Origin of the sequence: Limimaricola soesokkakensis (assembly GCF_900172345.1) — a bacterium.
Taxonomy (GTDB): domain Bacteria; phylum Pseudomonadota; class Alphaproteobacteria; order Rhodobacterales; family Rhodobacteraceae; genus Limimaricola; species Limimaricola soesokkakensis.
The window spans coordinates 1-5,280 of record NZ_FWFY01000031.1 but is presented as its reverse complement, the minus strand read 5'-3'; the positions used below and the strand labels follow the sequence as shown (position 1 = coordinate 5,280).

General features: G+C 62.4%; 4 protein-coding genes. 3 read left to right on the top strand and 1 reads right to left on the bottom strand.

Annotated elements, in window-relative coordinates; all coding sequences use genetic code 11:
* Positions 1 to 306 precede the first annotated feature (306 nt).
* Positions 307 to 1,029 (top strand): DUF1194 domain-containing protein, encoded by a 723-nt coding sequence (locus tag LOS8367_RS18525; protein ID WP_085898006.1) that lies wholly within the window; start codon positions 307 to 309, stop codon positions 1,027 to 1,029.
* A 591-nt stretch (positions 1,030 to 1,620) separates the two neighbouring features.
* Here LOS8367_RS18525 and LOS8367_RS18520 read toward each other — a convergent pair.
* Positions 1,621 to 2,972 (bottom strand): IS3 family transposase gene (locus LOS8367_RS18520; protein WP_106535145.1). Its coding sequence is split into 2 segments (ribosomal slippage): positions 1,621 to 2,636 and positions 2,636 to 2,972, totalling 1,353 coding nucleotides; the frame shifts between segments, so codons are not numbered across the junction.
* 657 nt (positions 2,973 to 3,629) lie between these two features.
* Here LOS8367_RS18520 and LOS8367_RS18515 point away from each other — a divergent pair.
* Together LOS8367_RS18515 and LOS8367_RS18510 are read left to right on the top strand one after the other, a co-directional pair.
* Complete coding sequence (locus LOS8367_RS18515; protein WP_085898005.1) at positions 3,630 to 5,027, top strand: MBL fold metallo-hydrolase; 1,398 nt, start codon at positions 3,630 to 3,632, stop codon at positions 5,025 to 5,027.
* A gap of 8 nt (positions 5,028 to 5,035) precedes the next feature.
* The coding region (locus LOS8367_RS18510; RefSeq protein WP_242665653.1) for a beta-lactamase hydrolase domain-containing protein at positions 5,036 to 5,280 on the top strand (245 nt) is incomplete at its 3' end.

Genomic DNA, 5,280 nt, shown 5'->3' with positions numbered 1-5,280 from the left:
AGCCCGGCCTCCTGTTCCTTCAGCATTCCAATGATCTGCTCTTCCGCGAAACGCGATCGCTTCATGTCCGTCTCCTGAGTTGGACGGACTCTACCCCAAACTGGAGGAGGAACAGGGTCTCAGGTCACAGGCATTGTAGTGCCTCCTGACTCTCTTACACTGACCTGCTGGCGGGTCATCCTTGGCCCTCTGGGGGTGATGTTGCAGAAAGCGGCAACGCCTGCGCCGTTATCGCATCTACGCGCTTTGAAGATTGCGCGGTCGCCGAAGAAGACCAGTCCATCGAATCCGCGTAATCTCGAATGCATGTGGTTAGCGAGTTTCCTCCTCTTCATCCTCTTGGCCTGCACGAGCGTCGCACAAGACCGGCGCGAGGTCGGATTGGAACTCGTGCTGCTTGCTGATGCCTCTCCCTCGATTGATGAGAAAGAGCTCGCGTTCCAGCGCCAGGGCTATGCTATGGCCATGACTGATCCGCGTGTGATCGGTGCCATCGAGAACTCCGCTTACGGCACGATTGCCGTGACCTATGTCGAGTGGGCGGGCAATACGGCGGTGGTGGTGGATTGGACGATTATCGACGGCCCAGAAAGCGCAAGTGCCTTTGCCGAAGCCTTGGTTAAGCCCCCGCGGCTTGCTTTCGGAAACAACCGTATCGGCGGGGCCTTGCTCGAAGGCAAACGGCTTATAGAGACCAACGATATCGACGCTCCTCGCGCAGTGATCGATTTCTCAGGAGACAGCATTCGAGAATTCTCAGGGCCATCAATCGCTCGAGCGCGAAGGGAGGTGCTGGCAGCCGGCATCACGATTAACGCACTTCCAATCCTGCGTCCGAACGATGGCCGGAGGGCCGGACCAAATCTCGAAGCGGAATACGCCAAACGCATCATCGGAGGGCCAGGGGCCTTTATGGTGACGGCGGATAGCTATGCGACATTTGCGGCGGCGGTGCGCAGAAAGCTCATCCGGGAGATTGCAGGTTCAGTCCCAGCCCCTGACTGGGGCACGGCCTGCTGCGAACAGTGAGCGTTTGAGCCTGTTGAGGTGTCACCAACAGACTGGGCCGCTTGGTGAAGCCGGACGAGGTCTATACGGCAATACAGCCCCGCACCACGAATGACTTCGTCCTCTCGCGGTGGAGATAAAGCTCCAGTATGGGTAGCCCTGTTCGTTGAAAGCGGCCAACACGGTATGCGGAGACCCCCTTGATTTTGGTTGCGGAGGCTCCTTCCAATTCAGCTTGAAGGATTCAAGCCATGAAGATCACCCAATACTATCATGGTTCTCATGGTTGAGGACGTCGCAACCGTTAGCGCCTCTTACCGGATGTATGTCGAGTTCCGGACTTACTTCGAGAGCAACTGGTATGCCCATCTCCAGTCGATCGAGGACGACACGGTCAAGCTCGCCCCGCCGCAAGCGCCCCCCCCCGGCCAAAGCCCGAGCCTCCCGCGTCGCGGGGCTCCAGCTGATGAACTTCGAAGTCGCCGTCGTCGATGCATTTCATGCGGCTCTCACAGAAGCGACCCGGCCGATCCTACTGCTGTCCGTCGTCAGATGATCTGGGACACGATGGTCTGATGTCGACCGGAGGGTCTGGCTCGTCCGGGCTTCGGTTCATGCCGCCGTCTGGCGATGCAGCGAACGGCGCTTTTCGATGGTCCTGGCTTTGATCTCCTTTCGTCGATTGAGGATGGTGTCGGCCCTGCCGAGATAGACGTCGACAGGGGTGAGATTGCCGAGGCTCTCGTGGTAGCGGTGATGGTTGTAGTGGTCGACGAAAGCCGCCACGGCTTCTTCGAGCGCCCCGGACAGGTAGTAGTTCTCGAACAGGATGCGGTTCTTGAGGGTCTGGTGCCAGCGCTCGATCTTGCCCTGGGTCTGGGGGTGGTTCGGGGCGCCGCGAATATGGTCCATGCCCTTGTCACCGAGCCAAACGGCCAGTTCCCCGGAGATGTAGCTGCTGCCATTGTCGCTGAGCAGCCGGGGCCGGTGAGCGACGGTGGCCCGATCGCAGCCCGAGGCGACCAGCGCATCTTCCAGCGTCGCGGTCACATCCGACGCTTTCATCGTCGTGCAGAGCCGCCAGGCGACGACGTAGCGGCTGTAGTCGTCGAGGATGGTCGAGAGGTAGAACCAGCCCCAGCCGATGACCTTCAGATAGGTGAAGTCGGTCTGCCAGAGCTGGTTCGGCCGGGTTGTCTTCTCGTGGAACTCGTTCGCTGCCTTGATCACCACGAAGGCCGGGCTGGTGATCAGGTCGTGGGCCTTCAGAACCCTGTAGACGCTGGCCTCGGACACGAAGTAACGCCGGGTGTCGGTGAAGCGGGCGGCGAGCTCCCGAGGCGACAGTTCGGGCTGCTCCAGGGCCAGATCGACGATCTGCTCGCGCACCTTGTCGGGAAGCCGGTTCCAGACCCGGCTCGGTCGCGAGGGCCGGTCCTCGAGCCCGGCGGGGCCAAGCGACAGATAGCGATCATACCAGCGGTAGAAGCTCGTGCGCGGCACGCCGATCATGTCGAGCGTCCGCTTCGCCGGCAGGTGTGAGCGTTCCACCTGCCGGATGATCTCGAGCTTCTCGGAAGCGGGATATCTCATGACTCGTCTCCCCCATCCCCGAGCATGCTTTTTTTGAGCAGGCGGTTCTCCAGGGTGAGATCGGCCACCGCCTCCTTCAGCGCCGAGGCCTCGTGCCGCAGTTCCCTGACCTCGGGGCTGGTGGCCTGGCGGGCCGTGTTGCCTGCGAGCCGCTTCTTGCCGCCCTTGAGGAACTCCTTCGACCAGCTGTAGTAGAGGCTCGTAGCGATCCCCTCGCGCCGGCAAAGCTCGGCAATGCTGTCCTCGCCGCGCAGCCCATCCAGAACGATGCGGATCTTCTCCTCGGCTGAATGGTGCTTCCGCGTGCGCCGACGGATGTCCTTCACCAGCGACTCCGCCGTCGGTCTGGCTGTTCCGGGTTTCTGTCTCATCTCCACTCCTCGGTGGTTACGATGAGCCAGAAACCCTCCGTTACAAAATCAACTCAGATGTCCCAGAGGCGCTGACGGGGGACAATGAAGCGCAACGCGGCGGCCTCGGTCCCGCTTGGCGGCGCGTTCTGAGACGGCGGTGCGCAGAGCTTCATCCACAAGGGCACGAATGGACGTTGGAAGGACCGGCTGCCGTCCGACATCTCAGACGCGTATGAGCAGCGTGCAGAGGAGGAGCTCGGGAAGGATGCGGCCGCATGGCTGAAAGAGGGTCGGCAGGTGCGGTAGGTCATGGATCTTGCCATTGCGGTGCAGGCAATCGGAGCGCCGTGAATGAGGTCAGCACCGCGTGGTATCTCGAGCGTGCTCTCGGTCCACCCTGGACGACCGGTCGCTTCGCCAACGAGATGTCGCAGATTGGCCAACTCAGTCATCCGCTCATGCCGCAGCGAATGACTGCTTTCCGCCCTCTTTACCAAAACAGCTCGCGGCCCGGAGCGGGCCTCTTAAATCTGGGGCATCGAATGTCTACTTCGGGCGCCACGTCGACGACCTTGCATGCGTTCCTGAAGGCCGACCGTAACACCGGCGGCTGGCAGTAAACCAATCGGAACCCACATTCCCGCCCGTTGTTGGCACCTCGAAGGAGGACCTGCCATGACCCTGCGCTTCGAACAGATCCTGGCCGACGGCGTCGCCGAATGCTCCTACCTGCTGGGCGACGACGCCGCGCATGTCTGCGCCATTGTCGACCCCCGGCCGGACGTGGAGATCTACCTTGAGGCGGCGCGGCGCTTCGGCCTTGCCATCACCCATGTGTTCGAAACCCACATCCACGCCGACTTCATGAGCGGCGCTCGCGAGCTGGCTGACCGGCTTGGCGGACAGGCCAAGCTCTATGCCAGCACCGAGGGCGGCGCCGAATACGGCTTCGACCACGAGACAGTGCGCGACGGCGACGAATTCCGGTTTGGCGGGCTGCGGATGAAGGCGCGCTTCACCCCCGGCCACACCCCCGAGCACATGTCCTATTTCCTGTATGACGGCGACACCGAGACGCCGTGGGGCGTGCTATCCGGAGATGCCTTCTTCGTCGACAGCGTCGGTCGGCCCGACCTGATGGGCGACGACCAGACCGAGGAATTGACCGAGAAGCTGTTCCACACGGTGCGCGACGTGTTCATGGCACTGCCAGACGACGTGATCATCTATCCCTGCCACGGCGCGGGATCGGCCTGCGGCCCCGATATCGGCGACCGCATGTCCTCGACCATCGGCTACGAGCGGCGCTTCAACGACTACGCGAAGATCGAAAATCTCGAGGAGTTCAAGCGGGTCATGCAGACGGACGCCCCTCCGGTGCCGACGCATTACCCCCGGCTGAAGAAGGTGAATGCACAGGGCCCCGAGGTGCTGCGCAACCTGCCCCGCGTGCCTCCCCTCACGGTCGAGCGGTTCGCCAAGGCCACCGAGGGCGGCGTGCAGATCGTCGACACCCGCGACATGATGGATTTCGGTGCAGGCCATGTGAAGGGCAGCCTCAACATCGGTGCGCGGCCGGAGCTGTCGGTCTGGGCCGGATGGCTGCTGGATCCGGAAAAGCCCATCTACCTCGTTCTGCTTGAGGATGCCGACCTGCCCGAAGTCGTAAAGCTGCTGTGGCGCACAGGCTTCACCGAGTTCGGCGGTTATCTTGCCGGCGGCATGAGCGCCTGGCGCGAGGCGGGGCGCGATTTCGCGCAGATCCCGCAGATCTCAGTGCATGAGCTGAAGGACGCGCAGGACATAACCCCGCTGGACGTGCGCAAGCCCGATGAATGGGAGGGCGGCCACATGCCGGGCGCGACGCACGCTTTCCTTGGTGAGCTGCGCAAGAAGATGAACGATCTCGACCGTAGCAAATCCTACGCGACCTACTGCGCCAGCGGTTTCCGCGCCAGCATCGCGGCAAGCCTGCTTGCGGCGCACGGTTTTGAGTCCATCCGCAACGTGCCGGGCAGTTGGAAGGCGTGGAGCGCCGCCGGCTTCCCGGTCGAAACCCCCGAGCAGAAATGAGGACCCAAATGGACAACGTCGTAGAGATCGACAGCAATCATAGCATCGCCCGCTTCGCCCCGGACGAAGCCGCACTTCGGAAAGCTGCCGAAGAAGGTTTCCGCAGCGTGGTGAATTTCCGAACCGCGGACGAAAAGCAGGAGGTCGCCCCCGATGAAGAACGGCGCATCGCCGAAGAGGCCGGGCTGACCTACCTGCATCACCCGGTCTCGCCCGACGCGCTCGACGACGAGTTGGTGGACGATTTCCGGCG